We start from the raw sequence: 19,020 nt of genomic DNA on the forward strand, positions 1-19,020 counted from the left end.
ATTCAAACTAATCCCCCAACGGAGACCACCATGACCAAAGTTCTCGTCCTCTATTATTCCGCCTATGGCCATATCGAGGCGATGGCCAACGCCGTCGCCGAAGGCGCGCGCGAGGCCGGCGCCACCGTCGACATCAAGCGCGTGCCGGAGCTGGTGCCGGCCGAGGTCGCCAAAGCTTCCTACTACAAGGTCGATCAGGCCGCCCCCATCGCCAAGATTGAGGATCTCGCCAATTACGACGCGATCATCGTCGGCACCGGCACCCGCTTCGGCCGCATGGCTTCGCAGATGGCGAACTTCCTCGATCAGGCCGGCGGGCTCTGGGCCAAGGGCGCACTGCATGGCAAGGTCGGCGGCGCCTTCACGTCGAGCGCGACCCAGCATGGCGGCCAGGAGACGACGCTGTTCTCGATCATCACCAACCTCCTGCATTTCGGCATGGTCGTTGTCGGCATGAACTACGGCTTCGCCGGCCAGATGAAGCTCGACGAAGTCACCGGCGGCGCGCCCTACGGCGCCACCACGATCACCGGCGGCGACGGCAGCCGCCAGCCCAGCGGCAACGAGCTCGCCGGCGCGCGCTATCAGGGCCGCCAGATCGCGGAGACCGCCAAGAAGCTCCATGGCTGAGCTATACGGCTGAGCTGCACGGTGATGCGACGGGCGGCATTCTCTTTCGGGAATGCCGCCTCAGCTCCGCTCGGTCTTCTTCCTGACGAGCTCGCGGCCGATCGGCCGCGCCGGTTCGCTCCGCAGCACCAGCGAGGTCGTCACAGTGCCGAATCCGGCAATGCGGTCCACGATCGTCTCGAGATCTTCCGGCGCCGGGACCAGCACTTTCAGCACGAAGCAGTCATCGCCGGTCACGCGATGGACCTCGATGATGTACGGAATCTCGCTGAATCTTTTCAGGCAGGTCTTGATGTGCTCATGCGACGTGCGCAGGCGCACCAGCGCCATCAGGCCGAGCCCGAGCGCGCGCGGGTTGATCCGGGCACCGTAGCCTTCGATGATTCCGGCTTCCTCCAGCCGCTTGACGCGCTCGGAGACGGCCGGCTGGGACAGGCCGACGGAACGGCCAAGCTCGGACAATGGCACGCGCGCATTGGCCTGCAGCGCCTCGAGGATCTTCAGGTCCTTGGCGTCGATGCTTCCGAAACGATCCAAGAAAATTCTCCATTCCGCCTTGAGATCATCGGCAGATGATCGATTCCGCCGATGACTTGCCATGTCACGCAGCACCGTGACCGGCCACACTGCGCCTCCATTTCAGATATCACGGGACGATCATGCACGACATCATCACCTTGCCCGGCCTAGGCGGCTCCGGCGACACCCATTGGCAGACGCTCTGGGAGCGCAGTGATGCGTGCTTCAAACGATTTCAGCCGACGAGCTGGGACCGGCCCGAGCTCGACGACTGGGAGCAATCGCTGGAGCGAGCGGTCAGGCGCTGCGCGAAGCCGCCCGTGCTGGTGGCCCACAGCCTCGCCTGCCTGCTCGTGGCGCACTGGGCCGCCCGCTTCCCATTCGCGATCGCGGGCGCATTTCTGGTCGCGGTCCCCGATCCTGACGGCACCAGCTTCCCCGCGGAGGCCGCCGCGTTCAAGCCGGTCCCCGACCGCGCGCTGCGCTTCCCTTCGCTCATCATCGCCAGCACGAACGATCCCTATGGCAGCCTCGAGGTGACACAGCGGCGCGCACGCGCCTGGCAGTCCGGCCTCATCGTGCCGGGCGCACTCGGCCACATCAATGGGTCGAGCGGGCTCAGCGACTGGCCGCAGGGTCGCGCATTGCTGGATGCCTTCTGCGCGGGCCTTCCGAGGTGACGGGCGAGCAGACAGCCGCTGTCAGCGCATCTTGCGTATCGCCCTCGCAGCGACGTCGGCGAGCGCGGGATAGCGACGCAGACCCTGCGCGGCATGGTCGCGCCAAGCAAACGGACCGCCGCGCCAGGACAGCGCGATGCTGACGTCGGTCAGCGGCACCCTCTCGGCGCCAAAGCGTCGCTTGTAATCCTGATTGCCGATGCTGAGGTCGAAACGGCGCACGCCCTCTGCATGCAGCGCCGCCATCGTGCGCTCGGCGACGAGCAGTCCCGGCGAGCAGCTCGACCATGAATTGCCGGCGTGGCTGATGCGTAGGAGGTAATAGGTCGCGCCGGATCTGACGCCGAACGCGGTGGCGACAATATCCCTATCGCAGACGAGCGCTGTGACGACTGCATAGCCTTCCGCAACGCCCTGGCGGGCGACCTCGCGGTAAAACCGGGCATGGGCGTCGTCGTTGAGGACGAACCGCGAGCCGAGCTGGCGCATGCGCGCCTGCTGCTGGACATCCATCACGTCCAGCAGCTCATGCGCGCGCGCAACGTCGGCGGCGATCTCGAACCGCGCGCCTTCGTGCCGGCTGAAGACGCGCCAGCAACGCGGCATCTGCATGCGCTTGATCGAGGCCTGGTAGTCCTCATAGTCGTCGCCCAGCAGCACGACATTGCCGTTGAGCGATGAGGATCCGATCCGCCCGAGCGACACCAGCGGATTCGGCTTGCCGCCGACCTGGGTCGGCATCTTCTTCAGGCGGAGCAGGTCAAAGCGGTCCGGCAAGGCGCGCAACGCCTCCACCAGCGCCCCGCTGATCGCATCCATCGCCGCCGCGTCCAACGCGGCATCGAGCGCCAGCATCGGCGCGTTGTTATCAGAGACGCCGAGATCGGCGAATTCGACGATGCGGATGCCGCGCCTGATGTGGCTGACCATCGGCACCACCGCGATGTCCTTGCCGGTGGCGGCATCCGAGATCATCGCGATCAGCGGCGCAAGATCGTGAAACGCCTCATACCATGCATCGAGCCAGTAACCATGCTGGAATGCGGTGCGATGCCCGGCGCTCAGACGCGACGCGGCCTGCCGCCAGTCACGCACGAAATCGACAGCGATGTTCGACGTGCTGGACACGAGGCCATCTGGTTGCTCGACGCTGAGGAACGTCATCTGCGGGGCATACGATTACTGAATGTTTCGAGATAGATTATGTTTTGTCGCACACCAGAAGAGACGTAGCCGCTCAATCGTTAAGCCGATGCCACCATCGCCCCGACTGCGACAAGCTGTCAGCGCTGCGGTTCCATCTGCTCGACACATTGGAACCTGGCGAGGAAGTGCAGGCCGGCCACCGCGAGCGCGAACATGAACCAGATCGGATTTTGCCGTTCGAGCAGGAAGGTCTCGGTCGCGCCGTAATACAGGCCAAACAGCCAAACGGTCAGGAACAGCTTTGCCAGCGCCCCACTGCGACTGTGAGCCTGGGCTGACTGGAAATTGCCGAGCGGTGCGAGCACGAAGATGAGGATCACAAGCAGCAGTCCCGGCAGACCGATGGTGACCGCGAGGTCGAGATAGCTGTTGTGGCTATGCGCCGCCGACGTCGCCCATTCGGCGCCCTGGGCGGTCTGCCGTGCCGTGACATCATCCCAGAAGGCCGCATAGCCGTGACCGATGACCGGCTTCTCGGCGACGGCCGCGAGCGCGAACTCCCAGATCGCGGAGCGGCCGGTGAAGGTCGGATCGAGCGGCAGCAAGCGCGTCATCGCTCCCAACGCCGGGCTCAAGACACTGCCAACCGTCAGCAGGTTCATCACGATCAGCGGCACGAAGCAGATGATCCGCTTCAGCCACAGGCTCGGCGTCACGTAGACCAGCGACGCGAGCGCGTAGATCGCAAGGCACAGCACCGACGACGTCTTGCCGCCGGTGAAGATCAGGAAGATGCCGGCCAGCGCGGCGATCGCGGGACCCATCACGAACGAGCCGACGGCGGCCAGGTAGATGCCGACATAGACCAGGATGGTCATCACGGGTGAGGCGATGTTCTTATGGCCAAAACTGCCGCGCCAGTCGCCGGCAAGCTGCGGCTCGCCAATATCAAGCCCGGTGTGGATCGAATATTGCGGGGCGAGGAAGACGCCGAGATAGCAGAGCGCGAGCAGCACCAGCGCGGCCCCGCCCAAACACAAGTTGAAGCTGCGCTGCGTCGGCGGCAGCAACGGCAGCAGGACGGCGAGCGACGTCACGCTGGCGGCGAGCACGAAGCGCTGGATCGAAACGCCGCGGCTTTCGGAGAGGACGATGTTGATCACCAGCCAGCCCACGAGGCAGAGATGAAGCGGCGTCACCAGGGTCTTCAGCGCGGGCGCATCCGTGGTGGCGACGAGCAGCGCCGCGACCGCAGCGAGCAGTCCCCAGGACACATAGGCCAGCGCCATTCGTCCGCCGACGACGGTGGTGACGTCGGGATTCCGCAGGTCCGGGAACGGATCGAGCGTCACCAGCACCAGCAGCAGCGAGGCGACGGCGACGAGGCAGCGCGCCGCCTGCACGGCATTCAGCTGCGCCAGGCCGTCGCGGAAGGCGCGGCCCAACGGTCGGGCCTCGAGGTCGGTCATGTCGGCGGCGCTGCGGTCCATGGCTCAAGACACTTGGTGACGCCGGTGAAGCTCGAGGTCCTGGCTCAACCCCATTGAGCGTCCATCACCAGGCCTTTCGGAAGTCTGCGCCGCCGGCTGCCGCACGATGCTCCGCGCAATCTCGTAATATTGCAGCGCCCGTTGCTCCAGCGTGAGGCTGTCCAGGATATAGCCGCGCGGATCGAACGCGCCTGCGGCACACCCTTCCCAGAAGTTTTCCCAACCAGCCTCGAACCCGGCGACGTCGACGAATTTGGCCCCGCAGCGCTCATCCCAATACGGCACCGACGACACCGGCGCGAACTGAACGCGGTGCGGATAGTAATCGGGGTCTCGCCACGGGCCGCCCGGATCCCAGGCGAATACCGGCACGCCGCAAGACAGGGCCTGCTGATAGGCGATGCCCTGGCTCTCGTTCTGGCACAGGAAGATCATCGCGCGCGAACGCGCCAGCGCCGCCTGATAATCCTCTTCCTTGTAGCTGCCATAACGCAGCTCCGTGAACGAGCGTCCCTCTCTGCGCAGGCGGGCGCGGACGGGTTCGATCAACTCCGGCGCATAGCGCTCGCGGTCCCAGTGGACCTTGTCGTAGATCAGCACATCGACGGCCTTCTGAGAGGCCCGCGACGGCGCCCAGAGATCGGTGTCGATGCCGACCGGCCAAGCCTCAGTCTCGGGCCAGTACGGCCGGTACATGTCGACGTACCAGGGGCCGGGCACCACAACCTTTTTCACCGGCAGACGCTTGAACAAATCGAGGTCGTCGAGCGGATGATTGTGGGCGGCGACGCCAAGCAGGATCGGGTTCTTCCACGCGAACTTGTCGAGCAGGAAGGTGCGGCCGACGATGCAGGCGAGCTCGTCGGGATGCCGCGCGATGTAGCCGTAATCGTTGACCCGGTAGCGGATGCCGAGCCGATCGAGCCCCGCACAGAGATTGAGGAACACGCGAAGCTGGCCGCTCATGCGCGGCTCGCCGAGCAGCAACCGGCGCGCCATGCGCCGCAGATGCCGGTCGCCGGGAAACCAGCGATCGTCCTTGTCCTCATAAAAGAGGTTGAGGATCATCGTATCTGGGTCGTGTTCGAATGTCTTTGCGGGCACTGGATCCATCCGCGGCAACCGGATGCGCATTCTCGCATGGGACCGGCGGTCGCACTCTTCCAAATTTGCCACAGGCTTAATGCCAGCGGCTTAACGCTAATTGACGAAACCAGCGCCGCGCACGGCTTCCCGACAACGATCTGGCTGTAATGCGGGTATCATTCGCAGGCCTGCCCATGTTGCGATCGACCGCATCATTCAATCAGCTCATGCGTCCTGGTTAACAGACTCTTAAAGGCGAGCCGTGGCTCAGATCACCGCCGAAGACGTTCTCGATTTGCCGGCCACCACACGCCTCGTTCCGGCGCTACGCCAGCCGCTGCCGTCGAGCTCGACCTGGTCGGTGTCCGTCGTCATTCCCGCCAAGAACGTTGCGGCCTATGTCGGCGAGACCCTCACCAGCGCACTGGCGCAGGGCGAGGTGAGCGAAGTGATCGTCGTGGACGACGGCTCGACCGACAACACCACCGGCGTCGTCCGCGGCATTCGCGATCCGCGACTGCGCCTGATCACAAACGATTCCGCCGGCGTGTCGGCGGCGCGCAATCTCGGTGCGCGGTATGCCCGCGGCGACTGGCTGCTCTTCCTCGATGCCGACGACCGCCTTCGCCCCGGCGCAGTGGCGGCACTGCTGGAGGCGGCACGCGGGGCTCCGCAGGCGGTGCTCGTCTATGGCGATTACAACACGATCGACAGCGAAGGACATCAGATCGGCCGGCGCGGCCTGCTGAAGGGGCGCCGGAAGCCGTCAGGCGACGTGCTGACGCGGCTCGCCGCCGGCAATTTCATCGTCAACGGCGGTATTGCGCTGGCACGCGCGGAAGCCTTCCGTGCCATCGGCGGTTTCGACACCTCGCTCAGATATTGCGAGGATTGGCATTGCTGGTGCCGCCTCGCCGCAATCGGTGAATTCGAGTTCGCGCCAAAACTGCTGCTCGATTATCGCCTGCACACCGCCAACACCATGAACGCGGCGGTGCGGACGCCGAAGGATTTCTTCCCTGCCATCGCGCGGGTATTCGACGACGGGTTGATCCTGGCACGCCTCCCCGAGGGCACGGCGGCCGGACTGCGCCTCGCCGCCGAACTTCATCTCATCACCTACTCGGCGATGCAGGCGGTTCGTTTCGGCCGATATCGCCAGGCTTTTGGCTATCTTGGAATGGTCGGCCGGCGCTCGCTCAAGGCGTTGCCGCGCGCCACGGCCAGGACCGTCCTCGCCCGCTTCGGCATCTGATCGTCACGACACGATCTTCGAGGCCTCATAAGGCTTCGGCTCGATCCCGAGCGCCGCGAGCATCGAGCCGAGCGCGACCATCACAGGATGCATCGCGACGACGGCCTTCGACGACGTCAACAGACCTGCGGACCGAATCAGCGAGAGCGGCAACCGTCCGAGCATCTGCACGAACACCTGCGCCCGCGCCGTCGCGCTCTGCGCGGCCTTGTACTGCACGCGATAATTGATCGCGCCGATGCGCAGGCCACGCTTGGCGATCCAGCCGAGGCTGGTGCGGCTTTGCGGTACGGTCTCGGTGATGACGGCCTCCGCCGTCCAGTGGAAGATCATGCCGGCATCACGGCACCGCACGAAGAAATCGCAATCGCCGCCGCCGAGGAAATTGAAGCGCAGGTCGAACGCGGGACGATCGAACCGCTCGAAGGCCGCGCGCGTGATCAGACAATTACCGCAGCCATAGATCAGCGGCACCGCGCCGGAATAGTCGTAGGCGGGACGGAAAGCGGGATGACGCGACAGCCACGGCTTGCTGTCGTCGTCGAACACAGGCAGCACCGGCCCGCCGACCACGTCGGCGCCGGTCGCCTCCGCGGTGCGGACCATCAGTTCGAGCCAGTCGCTTGACGCGATCTCGTCGTCGTCGATCATCAGGAAGCGGGTTGCAGCAGGAAACAGTGCCTGCGCCGTCTCGAACGCAGCATTGATCGCCTGGCAATTGCCCTGCCGCTTCTCGACGAGGCAGACGCCCTGCAGCCTGCCGGCGGCCAGAAATTCCGCGGCAACCGGCGCGCTCTCGCGCTGCGCGGCATCGTTCTCGACCATGACGACGGCAAAGGAACGCGGGGTCCGTTGGTTCGCCAGCGACTCCAGCGTCAACCGCAGATGCTGCGGACGGCGGAAGCAGGGAATGCAGACGACGATACCGACCGACAGGTCGATGACCGCGGAGCTTGCCGCGATCTCCCGGTTGGGATCGCGCACGGCATCCGAGATACGCGTGGCAGACAGGTCTGTCGGGATCAATGTCATGACGTTCTAGATGTCCGAGATATATTGAAAAAGCCCTGCTTCATTCGTACGTCCCGCGACGGCACATCGTCGCGGGACGGATGCGTCCCAAAACGAACGGCTGGCGCGCGCAGCACGCCGGCGCAAATCCGCAATCTCCGGCTACATCAAGCACTTTACCGTTTTCGCGTGTTTTCCGGCGCCAAACTTTCGCGCGTGATACTGCAATTCGCGGTCCATTGCGCGGGCAACGGTCCAACATGAACAATGCCGTAGTTAATGCGCATGCGCATTAACCCGACCGTAAGCACTGCGACCGGTGAGACGGCGCGGCATCAGATTTGCTCTTCGGGCTCGCGATATTTTTCCTGTAAATTTGAATAGAACAAGCGCGGTCAGAAAATATGAACAAGCCAGCCACGATTGATTTTGCGACAGCCACGGCGATCCAGATTCCCGCAGCCGCGTCCCCCGTCCAGGCACTTCACGATCTCGTCCCGGGCGAAGCCCGCGACAGCCTGCTCGCCGTTCACGATTTGCTGCGGCGCGAGCTGCCGCAAGGCCAGCTCGCCATCTATGAAGCCGGCGGCGGCTCGTGCAGCGTTCTGCCACCGGAATTGCCTGGACGCAGCAAGGTCACCGTCGTCGACATCGACGAGGACCAGGTCCGCAACAACACCTACGCGGACGAGGCTATCCTCGGCGACGTGCAGACTTACCGCTTCGGGCGCGAGACCTTCGATCTCGTGATCTGCTACAACGTGATCGAGCATCTGCCCCATGTCGACGCCGCGCTCCTGAATTTCCGCGATGCGCTCAAGCGCGGCGGCATGATCCTGATCGGCGCGCCCAATCCCCGCTCGCTGTCCGGCGTCGTCACCAAATATTCGCCGCACTGGTTTCACGTCTGGTTCTACCGGCACATCCGCGGCATCAAGGATGCCGGCATGCCCGGTGAGCCGCCATTCCCGACCTTCTTTCATCCGCTGGTGACGCTGCCCCGCCTCGAAGCCTTCGCGGCTGCCAACGGCCTTGAGATGATCTACCGCCGCGAGGTCGAGAGTCCGCGCTATCCCGAGATGCGCCGGCGCAAGCCGCTGTTCGCGGCGCTCGTGGACGCCGGCGCCGCCGTGCTGAATACCATGCTTTCGCGCGGGACCGACGTCCGCCGCGGCGACTATCACGTCATCCTGCGGAAGAGCTGACGACCATGGCGCGCGCGCGGCCCATTGCAGAACAAGCCCAGCCTCGCAGCCATGCCGCGCGCGGTAACGAACCGTTAATCTCCAGGGAGCCCCGGCATCGCTGGCGTCACGAGGACGCACCGCGGAGTGGCAAGCGCTTAAACGCTTTGTTTGCCATTTCGGTGAATAGTCCCTCAATGAGTATGGTTAATTTTCCCTGTTGCGTTGATTGGGCACCTATATCCCGGGTGCATGGCGTAGAGCGAAGAGTAGCCCCTCAGCCTGCGGCAGTTGGAATGAAAGCTGGGGATCATGCTTGACTATAACCAGCCGATAGATCGGGCCAGACCGGAGTCGCCGCAACAGCGGCCCCAGGCCAGCTTCAACGTGCTGGAGCTCGCCAATCTGCTCTGGCGGCGCAAGATCGCGATTGCCGCGGCTGCCCTGCTCGGCGCAACGCTTGCCGTTACCGTAGGCAAGAGCCTGACGCCCCGCTACACCGCCACCGCCCAGCTCTATGTCGATCCGCGCGAGCTTCAGCTCGTCGATCGTGAGCTCACGCCGCGCGCGCAGGACGTCTCCGGCATGTCCATGGTGGTGGAGAGCCAGGCGCGGCTAATCACCTCCAACAGCGTGCTGCTCAAGGTGATCCAGCAGGCTGGTCTCGACAAGGACCCGGAGTTCGGCGGCGGCAGCGACGGCCAGAGCCTGATGTCGTCGCTGCTCGGCCTGATCGGCCTGCAGCCCCGCGCTCCCTCTGCAGCGGACAACAAGGAAGTGCAGCTTGCGGCGCTCGAGGCGCTGAACAGGCACATCACGATCCGCAAGACCGAAAAGAGCTTCATCGTCGACATCGAGGTCTGGTCGACGGATCCGGCGAAAGCGGCGATGCTCGCCAACACGCTGACCAATGCCTACCTCACCGAGTCCCGCAACTCGCAGGCTTCGGCCGCACGGCGCGCCACCAACGATCTCTCCGGCCGCCTCAAGGAGCTGCGCGAGCGGCTGCGCAACGCCGAGACCGCGCTTGCGACCTACAAGGCCCAGAACAATTTCGTCGGCAGCCAGGATGCGCTGATCAGCGATCAGCAGCTCTCCGCCAGCAACCAGCGGCTTTCCGCAGCCCGCGCGGCGACGATGGATGCGCAGGCGCGGCTCGACCAGATCGAGGCGAGCCGCCGTACCGCTGCCGATGCCGGCGCGATCCCGGAGGCGCTGCAATCGCCGACGATTGCGAATTTGCGCGCGCAATATGCCGATGCCCGCAAGAAATATGCTGAGCAGGCCGGCGAGCTCGGGCCGCGCCATCCGGCGCTGCGCCAGACCGAGAAGCAGGTCGAGGATCTCAAGCGCACCATCAGCGAGGAGATCGATCGCTTCGCCCAGTCGGCCAAGAACGATCTGACGCGCGCCCGCGACTATGAGGCCTCGCTCAACCGGGCCATGGAAGCGCAGAAGCGGCAGAGCGTACAGCTCAGCCAGGCCGCCGTCCGGCTGCGCGAACTCGAGCGCGAGGCCGATGCCAGCCGCGACGTCTATCAATCCTTCCTCAAGCGCTCGCGCGAGACCGAGGAGCAGGAGACGCTGAACACCTCGGCGGCCCGCGTCATCGGCGAAGCGACGGTGCCGCAGCGGCGCTCGTTCCCGCCCGCCATGAGTCTGTTCGCCATGATCGGCTTCATCTTCGGCGCGCTCGCGGCGTCAAGCTGGTTCGCCGCGGTCGAACTCCTGCTCGTCGGCGCGCCGGCGCCCGCGCCAGCCCGCCGTGCGGGCAAGCCGGCACCGGAGAGAACGCGCACTCCCGAGGTTTTGCCGGCTCCGGAAGCTCCGCAACCTCCTCAGGTCTCGCGACCTCAGGAAGTGGCGCAGGCCCTGCCCGAACTTGCCGCGCCATCGCTGCAGCCTGCGATGGTCGAAAAGCCCCTGATCGAAAAGCCGCTGATCGCGCGCCTCCAGGAGGCCGACGTCATCCACACGCTCGGAGCGATTCTCGCCACCGGCGGCGGCATCGACCTCACCCGGCTGGGCTGGCCGACGTTGCGGCCCGGCTTTCCCCTGACGAAACTGCTCAACGCCTGGCGCGATATGCGCACTACCGTAGCCCGGCGCGCCGGCGACAAGAGGATGCCGGTCATCGCGCTCGTCGGCGCCGGCGACACCACCGGGCGCAGCGTGATCGCGCTGAATTTCGCGCTCGCGGCAGCGCGCGACGGCGCCCGCGTGCTGATGATCGATGCCGACCATCAGGCCCACGTGCTCTCGAACAAGGTCAGCCGCCCCGGCAAGAGCGAGCCGAGCAGGCTCGGCTGGCTCTCGATCGGTAGCAAGGCCGCACGCGAGATCAAGACGGTCAACGGCATTTCGGTGCTGCCGGCCGGCGAGGGTGACGCCGGCAAGGCTGCCGACGCGATCCGCAAGGCGATTGCGCAGGCGCGTTCCGCAGGCGGCTATGACCTTGTGATCCTCGACGGTCCCGCGATGCCGCTTCTTGCCGGCGGCCGCAAGCTGCTCGACGACACCGACGCGCTGGTGGCGGTGCTGCCGACCAGCCTCGACATCAACGACAGCCTGGAAGAGATCCTGACCGCGCTGGGCCGCGCCGAGCGCAAGCTCGTCGGCGTCGTGCTGGACGAGCTCACCCCTGCAATCCAAACGCGCCAGCGAGGCAGACAATATGCTTGAGCGTCGCGTCAACCTCGACGGACGGGCAGCAACGGCCGACGTGCCGCGAATCACCGTCGGCGGGCTCCGCATGGCCGCGATCGATCTGGAAGCGACCGCCGATTTCATGATCGAAGCGACCGATCCCGACAATCGCATCGGCCGTCCGTTGTTCCTGACCTCGGCCAATGGCGAGGTGCTGGCGCGCTGCTCGACGGAACCGCAGACAGAGCGCCTGTTCCGCGCCGCCGACCTGATCAACGCCGACGGCCAGCCGCTGGTGGCGGCCTCGAGGCTGCAATCCTGGTTTCCCCTGCCCGAGCGCGTCGCGACCACGGACCTGTTCCACGTCGTCGCGCGCAAGGCGGAAGCGGTCGGCCGCACCTTCTACATGTTCGGCGCCAGCGAGGCTGAAAACATCGTGGCCGTCGAGAACGTCCAGAAGATGTATCCGGACCTCAAGATCATCGGGCGCAGCCACGGCTATCTGCGAGGCGAGGCGCTGCGCGCCAAAGTCGAGGAGATCAACGCGCTTGCGCCGGACTATCTGTGGGTCGCGCTCGGCGTGCCCAACGAGCAGGCATTCGTGGAGGAATTCACGCCGTACCTGACCAATGTTGGCGTTATCAAGACATCAGGCGGCCTGTTCAACTTTTTGTCGGGCAGCCGTTCCCGCGCGCCGCAATGGATGCAGAGGGTCGGACTCGAATGGGCGTGGCGCACCTTGCTCGAGCCGCGCCGCCTGTTCTGGCGCTATTTGACCACCAACCCCCGCGCGCTCTATCTTCTCTTCAGCCGCAACCGACCCCTCCGCTAAGAGAAGAGCAGAAGACGATATGACCGACCGACCGACTGTCCTCGTCACTGGGGGCGCGGGCTATATTGGCTCGCATGCCTGCCGCGCATTGACCGCCGCCGGCTATCAGCCCGTCGTTTATGACAATCTCTCGACAGGTCATCGCAGCTTCGTTGCCGGCCCCCTGGTGACGGGCGATCTGCTCGACGGCACGGCGCTGGCACGCGCCTTCGCCGACCACAAAATCACGGCGGTGATGCACTTCGCGGCGGCGAGCCTGGTCGGCGAGTCCATGACCGAACCGCAGAAATACTACATCAGCAACGTGCAAGGCACGCTGTCGCTGTTGCAGGCGATGCGCAACGCAGGCTGCCAACGCATCGTGTTCTCCTCGACCGGCGCCGTCTACGGCAATGCCGATTCCAAGGAGCTGCCGGAAGACTTTCCCTGCGTACCGATCAACCCCTATGGCGCGTCGAAATGGATGATCGAGCGGATGCTCGCCGATTACCGCTCGGCCTACGGCTTTGGCGCGTTCTGCCTGCGCTATTTCAACGCCAGCGGCGCCGATCCGGCCGGCGGCATCGGCGAGCTGCGCGACAATGAAACCCACCTCATTCCCCGCGCCATGATGGCGCTGCAGGGCCATGTCGACTTCGCGGTGTTCGGCGACGACTACGACACGCCCGACGGAACCGCGATCCGCGACTACATCCACGTCACCGACCTCGCCGCGGCGCATGTCGCGGCCCTGAAGCTCCTGGAAGACGGGCATGCCGGCGGCAGCTTCAATCTCGGCACCGGCTCCGGCTTTTCCGTGCGCGAGATCCTGAACGCGATCAGGCAGGAGACCGGCCGCGAGGTGCCGCACACCGTCAAGCCGCGCCGCGCCGGCGATCCGACTTATCTGGTCGCGGATCCCTCCGCTGCGCGAAAGGTGCTGAACTTCGTGCCTGGCCATTCCGACCTGGCGACGGTCATCCGCACCGCCTGGGCCTGGCACCAGAAGGCGCATCCGTTCAGACAGCGTTAGGCAATCGGGGCGCCCGCGCCTTGCTCGGCGGAGGCGGCGAGCCGCAGCCGTCAGACGACAGCGCGTTTCAGCCGTGACGCCGCAGCTTCCGTAGCGGCAACGTCCGGCTCCGGCTGGAGCGGCGGGGCGACAGGCAGGACCATCGGCCGCAACAGCTCGGCCATCTGCCTGGCCGGCAGCGGCTTCGAGATCAGGAAGCCCTGCATCTCGTCGCAGCCATGGGTGCGCAGGAAGGCCTCCTGCTCGGCGTTCTCGACGCCTTCGGCGACGACGGTCATGCCGAGCGCCTTGCCCATGCTGATGATGGCCTGTGCGATCGCCTGGTCCTCCGAATCCTGCGGCAGGTCGCGCACGAAGGAGCGGTCGATCTTGATGGTGTCGATCGGGAAATGCTTCATCAGCGACATCGACGAATAGCCAGTGCCGAAATCGTCGATGGCGAGGCGGATGCCGCGGCTCTGGATGGCATCGAGCACCTTGAGCGCGCGGCCGACATTGCGCATCATCATGCTCTCGGTGACTTCGAGCTGGAGCAGCACCGGCGACATGCCGCTGGCCGCCAGCGCCTCGTCGACGTCCTGCAACAGATGCTCGTCGGCGAACTGCCGCGGCGACAAATTGACCGCCATCGACAACGGCAACAGGCCGCGGCGCTGCCAGGCCATGGCCTGCGCGCAGGCTTCCCTCAGCACCCAGCGGCCGATCGGCACGATCAGGCCGGTCTCCTCCGCGAGCGGGATGAACTGAGCCGGCGAGATGTTGCCGAGATCGGGATGCGCCCAGCGCAGCAGGGCTTCCACGCCGGTGATCTGGCCGGTCGCCATGTCGACCTTCGGCTGGTAGTTCAACGAGAACTGCTCGCGCTCCAGCGCGCGGCGCAGCGCGCTCTCCAGCGACAGCCGCTCGATCGACTGCGTCGTCACTTCCTTGGAGAAGAACCGGTAGCCGTTCTTGCCGTCCTCCTTGGCGAGGTACATCGCCATGTCGGCGTTCTTGGTCAGCGTCTGCGCGTCGGAGCCGTTGGCCGGATACATCGCGATACCGATCGAGGCCGTGGTGTGGCACTCGTGTCCGGCCAGCTCCATGGGCTCGGCGAGTGCAGCGAGCAGCCCGGTCGCGATGCGCTGGACGTCGTCGATCTCGCCGCACTGGTCGAGGATCACCACGAACTCGTCGCCGCCGAGGCGCGCCACGACGTCGCTTTCCCGTAGCGCGCCGCGCAAGCGATTTGCCACTTCGAGCAGAAGCAGGTCGCCGGCCTCATGGCCGAGCGAATCGTTGATGACCTTGAAGCGGTCGAGATCGATGAACAGCACCGCGAAACGGTGATCGTGGCGCTCCGCCGTGTCGATCGCCCCCCGCAGCAGCCCGTTGAAGGTCTCGCGGTTCGGAAGGTCCGTCAGGCTGTCATGCGAGGCGAGGTACTCGATCCGCTCGTCCGCCTCGTTCTTCTCGTCGGCGCGATCGAAATTCTCCATCGCAAACGAAACATTGTCGGCCAGACGCTGCAACAGCTCGACGAACTCGGCCGTGAAGGTCGCCGGCTCGGTCGACATGTAGATCATGACGCCGACGGCCTGATCGTGCACGATGAGCGGAAACGCTGCGCCCGACCGCGCTCCGTCGCCGCGGACAACGGCGTGGAATGCGCTGACGCGATCGTCGTTGAGATAATCGTTGCTGATGCAGGGCTGGCGGGTGCGGAACGCCGTGCCGCTCATCCCGCGTCCTTCGGGCCGCTCGGGGTCGATCGAGAGGCGAACGTTGCGCGTGGTGTCGGAAGACGGCCCGGCGCTCGCCACGATCTCCAGCTGGTCGCTGTCGACCCTGGCCAGCGCGATCGTCGTCGACGTGAATTTGGCACCGTTCGAGGCCGCGAGACAGACGAGGTCGAACAGCTCGGCGCGCGATTTCGCCCGCATGATCGCCTCGTTGGTCGCGCTCAGTGCCGCGAACATGCGCGTCAGGCGCTCCTTCTGCGCCTCGGTGCGGGCCTTTTCCTCGACACGGTCGAAATTGTCGAGCGCGAAGGAGACGTTTTCGGCAAGGCGCCCGAGCAGTTCGACCAGATCGGGCGTGAATGTGTTCTCCTCGGGCGCGAGGAAAAGCAGGATGCCGATCGGCTCCTGGCCCGCCTTTAGAAGCGGGAAGCTGGCGGCGGCCCGCGTTCCGTCCTCGATCGCCTTCGCCCGCCAGTATGCCGACCGCGGCTCGTTCAGATAGTCGTTCATGACGCTGGGCCGGCGGGTCCGGAGCGAGGTGCCGATGATCCCCTCGCCTTCGGGATGGTCGGCGGAAATGCTGCAGGTCCGTCCAACCATCTGCTGCTGCAGGCGCCCCTTCACCGCGACGACGCGAACGAGCTCGTTTTCCTCGTCGATGATGCCGATCGTTGCCGACGCGAACACGTCGCCGAGAATAGCTGCCTGGCACGCGGCCTCGAACAGGTCCTCGCGCGTCTTGGCGCGCATGATCGCTTCATTGGTTGCGCTGAGCGCTTCGAACATTCCGCTCAGGCGATTGCGCTGCTTGTCTACCTGCGCCTTCTCCTCGGCGCGATCGAAGCCTTCCAGCGCGAAGGCGACGTTGGCCTGGAGCTTGCGCAGCAATTCGACGAATTCGGGTGTGAACGTGCCACACCCCGGAGAGTTGAACAGGAACACGCCTTCGACCTGGTCGCCGTTGAAGAGCGGCAACGCCGCGGAGGACGCGATCCCGTTGCGGCGGGCGCTGGCGTGCCAGGGCGCGATGCGCTCGTCGGCGAGCACGTCGTTGCTGACGGCGGGCTGGCGCGTGCGGAACGCGATGCCGGTCAGTCCGCGCCCTTCCGGCACCTCCTCGGAGATGGAGAACTTGAAGTTGCGAACCTGGTCGGCGTTCGGCCCGTAACAGGCGACGACGCGCAGCAGCCCGGCGTGAGGGTCGACCAGTGCGATGTTGGCCGAAGTGAACTTGGCACCCTTCGCCGTCGCCTCGCAAACGAGGTCGAACAGCTCGGAACGCGACCGTGCGCGCAGGATCGCCTCGTTGGTTGCACTGAGCGCCGCATACATGCGTGCCAGCCGTTCCTCTTCGGCGGCGATTTTGGCCTTCTCGGACTCGCGGCCGAAATTATCGATCGCGAACGAGACGTTCTCCGCCATACGCAGCAGGAGCGCGACGATCTCCTCGTCCTTGGCCCAGGAGCGGCTGATGAAGAACAAGAGCACGCCGACACTTTCACCGTGCCTGATCAGCGGCGCGACCACGCAGGCGGCAACGCCAGTGTTGACGTTGGCCTGCTCCCACGGCGTGCCTCTGGTGCGGCTGGCGAGATCGTCCTCGACGATGGCCTTCTGCGTCCGGAACACCTCGCCGGATATTCCCTTGCCGTAGGGATTCTCCGGATCGATCGAATAGCGCGCCTGGGTGATCAGTGCGAGGTTCTGGCCGGTGGACGCGACCGGACTCATCCAATGCGAATCCGGTTCGCGGAGCAACACGATGGTCGCCAGCGATTTACCCCCGTGAACGGAGGCGTCACACACGAGCTGATACAGCTCCTGCTCGGTTTTGGCGCGTAGGATGGCTTCGTTGGTGGCGCTGATGGCGCCGAACATGCGGTTGAGTCGCCGCGTCGCCCGTTCGCTGGTCTGCCGCGCGGTTTCGCGCGCGAAATTGTCCAGCGCATAGGAGATATTGGCCGACATGCGCCCGAACAGCGACACCATCTGCTCGTTCAGCGAGCCGGCTTCGCGGCGGGTCACGTAGAGCACGCCGACACTCTTGCCGTTGCAGAGCAGCGGCAGCGCCGCAGCGGCGCCAATGGCGGCCGAAGTGGCACCCGCGCGCCACGCCAGCGAACGGGGGTCGTTCAGATAATCGTTGCTGACGCACAGCTTCTGATCGCGAAATGCCTCGCCGCCGACGCCCGAGCCTTCGGGTGTGCCGGCATCCGTCGTGATCTCGATCGAGCGCAGCCGCGCAACGTCGTCGCCACAGCCGGCCGCAAATTGCAGCCGCCGGTCGTCCGGTCCGACCAGAAACACGGCGACAGCCAAGAAATCCCCGCTCGAAAACCCGGCGTTGCAGACCTTCTGGTACAGCTCGTCCGGCGATTTCGCATAGAGGATCGCTTCGTTGATGGCGCTCAACGCCGCAAATGTGCGCGCGAGTGTCGTCGGCACGATCTCAGCTCCCGGGCATTTCTGCCTATTTCTCCCGGGTGCCTTTATGAGGGGCCATCGCCTAAGTGGTGATTATTGCGCGCTGCAAACAATCGATCAAAGTGAACGAGCTGCGAACGACCCCGGGTAAACTACCGAAAATACCGCCGCACGGGACGAATCCTCAGCGAGAGCCGCGATCTCTGTACGAATTTGCAGCCCTGTATTGGTTTACGGGAGATTGATATCGCAGCGGCGCTTTGAGACGATGGCCTCCAACAATCAGTGCCCACCAAGGGCAAAGACCCCGGGGAACGCCATGCCGATCGTCACGGCCGATCGCCTCACACACGTCAGCGCCGCCCTGCTCCGCGCCGCCGGAGCCTCCGAGGAAGAAGCCGACGCCGTCGCGGTCGGCTGCGTCAACGCCAATCTCGCCGGCCATGATTCCCACGGCGTGATCGCCGTTCCCACCTATATCGACCGCATCAAGGCCGGCCACATCGTTCCCGGCGCGAAATGGACAGTGGTCCAGGAATCGCCGACCACGACCGTGATCGACGGCCATTGGGGCTTTGGCTTCCACATCAACGCCAAGGCGATGGCTCTGACGATCGAGAAAGCGAGGACGGCGAATGTCGCTGCCTGCACCGTGTTCCGGCAAAGCCATGTCGGCCGCCTCGCCGCCTACCCCTTGATGGCGATGCGCGCAGGCATGATCGGGATTGCCACGGCGGACTCCGGCCGCTCGCCGAAGCATGTGGCGCCGTTCGGCGGCAAGGAGGCGCGGCTCGGCACCAACCCGATCTCGATCGCGGTGCCGTCCGATCTCGATGCGCCGTTCTATCTGGATATCGCGACTTCAGCTGTCGCAGCCGGCAAGATCCAGCTCGCAGTCGCCCGCGGCGAGGAGATTCCGACGGGCTGGATCATCGATGCCGAGGGACGGCACACCACAGATCCCACCCAATACCGCAAGGGCGGCGCGCTGCTGCCGCTCGGCGGCACCGAGGGTTACAAAGGCAGCGGCCTTGCCGCCATGGTCGAGGTGCTGTGCGGCCTGCTCACCGGTCTCGGCTTCGGCGTCGAGCCGACGGGACGACACAATGACGGATGCTTCATGGCGGTGTTCAATGTCGCCGCATTCCGCCCGCTGCAGGAGTTCAAGCGCGAGGTCGCCGAGTTCGCGCGCTATCTGAAATCGACGCCGCCGTCAGAGGGCAGCAAAGGCGTCTACTATCCCGGCGAGATCGAGGGCCTGCGCGAGCAGCAGCGCCTGCGCGACGGCATCGAGATCGAGGAGGCCACCTGGGAAAAGCTGCGCGCGCTGGCGCGGGAATACCGGCTCGACACCGTCCTCGATCTGGCCTGACGGCATCAGGAG

Annotated in this window: 14 protein-coding genes; 8 read left to right on the plus strand and 6 right to left on the minus strand. The window is 65.3% G+C overall.

Going from position 1 to position 19,020, the window contains the following annotated elements:
• Window positions 1–30: 30 nt before the first annotated feature.
• Window positions 31–630, plus strand: a complete 600-nt coding sequence (wrbA, locus tag RAD04_RS17535) for an NAD(P)H:quinone oxidoreductase (RefSeq protein ID WP_461624757.1) — start codon at window positions 31–33, stop codon at window positions 628–630.
• Between the two features lie 60 nt (window positions 631–690).
• Here wrbA and RAD04_RS17540 read toward each other — a convergent pair whose 3' ends face one another.
• A complete protein-coding gene (locus RAD04_RS17540; protein WP_018321535.1) occupies window positions 691–1,167 on the minus strand; it encodes an Lrp/AsnC family transcriptional regulator in 477 nt (158 codons plus the stop codon).
• A gap of 122 nt (window positions 1,168–1,289) precedes the next feature.
• Here RAD04_RS17540 and RAD04_RS17545 point away from each other — a divergent pair, with 122 nt between their 5' ends.
• Complete coding sequence (locus RAD04_RS17545) at window positions 1,290–1,829, plus strand: RBBP9/YdeN family alpha/beta hydrolase (protein WP_461624758.1); 540 nt, start codon at window positions 1,290–1,292, stop codon at window positions 1,827–1,829.
• A 21-nt stretch (window positions 1,830–1,850) separates the two neighbouring features.
• Here the strand turns inward: RAD04_RS17545 and RAD04_RS17550 are convergent, their stop codons facing one another.
• The 3 genes from RAD04_RS17550 to RAD04_RS17560 all read right to left on the minus strand — a co-directional run bounded on the left by RAD04_RS17550 (window position 1,851) and on the right by RAD04_RS17560 (window position 5,569).
• Entirely contained in the window at window positions 1,851–2,993 is a 1,143-nt protein-coding gene (locus RAD04_RS17550; RefSeq protein ID WP_461624759.1) for a GNAT family N-acetyltransferase, read from the minus strand.
• A gap of 119 nt (window positions 2,994–3,112) precedes the next feature.
• Window positions 3,113–4,465 (minus strand): O-antigen ligase family protein, encoded by a 1,353-nt coding sequence (locus RAD04_RS17555; protein ID WP_461624760.1) that lies wholly within the window; start codon window positions 4,463–4,465, stop codon window positions 3,113–3,115.
• Between the two features lie 3 nt (window positions 4,466–4,468).
• A complete protein-coding gene (locus tag RAD04_RS17560; RefSeq protein WP_461624761.1) occupies window positions 4,469–5,569 on the minus strand; it encodes a glycosyltransferase in 1,101 nt (366 codons plus the stop codon).
• A 244-nt stretch (window positions 5,570–5,813) separates the two neighbouring features.
• On the opposite strand from RAD04_RS17560, the gene RAD04_RS17565 reads away from it, so the two are divergent.
• On the plus strand, window positions 5,814–6,806 hold the full coding sequence (locus tag RAD04_RS17565) for a glycosyltransferase (protein WP_461624762.1): 993 nt from the start codon (window positions 5,814–5,816) through the stop codon (window positions 6,804–6,806).
• Between the two features lie 3 nt (window positions 6,807–6,809).
• Here the strand turns inward: RAD04_RS17565 and RAD04_RS17570 are convergent, their stop codons facing one another.
• On the minus strand, window positions 6,810–7,838 hold the full coding sequence (locus RAD04_RS17570) for a glycosyltransferase family 2 protein (protein WP_461624763.1): 1,029 nt from the start codon (window positions 7,836–7,838) through the stop codon (window positions 6,810–6,812).
• A gap of 383 nt (window positions 7,839–8,221) precedes the next feature.
• Between RAD04_RS17570 and RAD04_RS17575 the strand changes: the two genes are divergently transcribed.
• The 4 genes from RAD04_RS17575 (at window position 8,222) to galE (ending at window position 13,491) form a co-directional block, all read left to right on the plus strand.
• A complete protein-coding gene (locus tag RAD04_RS17575) occupies window positions 8,222–9,022 on the plus strand; it encodes a class I SAM-dependent methyltransferase (protein ID WP_461624764.1) in 801 nt (266 codons plus the stop codon).
• A 291-nt stretch (window positions 9,023–9,313) separates the two neighbouring features.
• Window positions 9,314–11,683: an exopolysaccharide transport family protein gene (locus RAD04_RS17580; RefSeq protein WP_461624765.1), complete on the plus strand. Its 2,370-nt coding sequence runs from the start codon at window positions 9,314–9,316 to the stop codon at window positions 11,681–11,683.
• A complete protein-coding gene (locus tag RAD04_RS17585; RefSeq protein WP_461624766.1) occupies window positions 11,676–12,479 on the plus strand; it encodes a WecB/TagA/CpsF family glycosyltransferase in 804 nt (267 codons plus the stop codon). Before RAD04_RS17580 ends, RAD04_RS17585 begins: the two co-directional genes overlap by 8 nt.
• Window positions 12,480–12,498: 19 nt before the next feature.
• Window positions 12,499–13,491, plus strand: a complete 993-nt coding sequence (gene galE / locus RAD04_RS17590; protein WP_461624767.1) for a UDP-glucose 4-epimerase GalE — start codon at window positions 12,499–12,501, stop codon at window positions 13,489–13,491.
• 50 nt (window positions 13,492–13,541) lie between these two features.
• On the opposite strand, the gene RAD04_RS17595 is transcribed toward galE, so the two are convergent.
• The gene (locus RAD04_RS17595) at window positions 13,542–17,657 is read right to left on the minus strand and encodes a bifunctional diguanylate cyclase/phosphodiesterase (RefSeq protein WP_461624768.1); all 4,116 of its coding nucleotides are present in this window, start codon (window positions 17,655–17,657) and stop codon (window positions 13,542–13,544) included.
• A 298-nt stretch (window positions 17,658–17,955) separates the two neighbouring features.
• Here RAD04_RS17595 and RAD04_RS17600 point away from each other — a divergent pair, with 298 nt between their 5' ends.
• Window positions 17,956–19,008 (plus strand): Ldh family oxidoreductase, encoded by a 1,053-nt coding sequence (locus tag RAD04_RS17600; RefSeq protein WP_461624769.1) that lies wholly within the window; start codon window positions 17,956–17,958, stop codon window positions 19,006–19,008.
• Window positions 19,009–19,020 lie beyond the last annotated feature (12 nt).

Source organism: Bradyrhizobium sp. 25ACV, assembly GCF_054863005.1.